The 706-nt window shown below is 63.7% G+C and carries 1 pseudogene; it reads left to right on the plus strand.

From position 1 onward, the window contains the following. A pseudogene (locus tag EN893_RS38485) lies at positions 1–706 on the plus strand (hypothetical protein); the annotation flags it as partial.

The raw sequence follows: 706 nt of genomic DNA on the forward strand, positions 1-706 counted from the left end.
GCCTTGGGTGCATCGGCGACCTTCACCGGCACGCCGGGAGCGCAGGCGCTGTCGATCGACGGCCAGAGCTACACGCTGATCTACGATGTCAACGGCCTGCAGGCGATCAACAGCGGGCTCACCGGGAGCTATGCGCTGGCCAAGAATATCGATGCCAGCACCACGTCCAGCTGGAATAGCGGTCTCGGCTTCATATCACTGGGCACCGACGGCAACAGCAACATCCAGAACGGCGGCAATGGCTTCACCGGCTCGTTCGACGGGCTAGGCCACACCGTCGACAGCCTGTCGGTGACGCAGTCCGCTGCCCAATATGTCGGCCTGTTCGGCTATATCGGCGCGGGCGGCCTGGTTCAGAATGTCGGCGTCACCAATGTGACGGTCCGGGGGTTCAGGACCCTCGGCGGGATCGCTGGGTTCAATGCCGGCACGGTGGCCCAGAGTTATTCGACTGGTCAGCTGTTCACCACACAATACGGGTCCGCCTCAGGTGGTCTGATCGGCGAGAACGACGGCGCGCTCTCCGACAGCTTCTCGACGGTGGTCGTCAATGCTCGCGATACTAACACCGCCGGCGGCGCGGTAGGCTTCAATAATTTCGGCACCATCGATCGCGTCTATGCCATGGGCGCTGTCGATATCGGCAGCGGCGGCGCGGCCGTCGGCGGCCTCGTCGGATCGAATTATGGCTACTCGGGGGTCGGCG

Source organism: Mesorhizobium sp. M7A.F.Ca.CA.004.04.2.1 (genome assembly GCF_004022825.1).
Classification (GTDB): Bacteria; Pseudomonadota; Alphaproteobacteria; order Rhizobiales; family Rhizobiaceae; genus Mesorhizobium.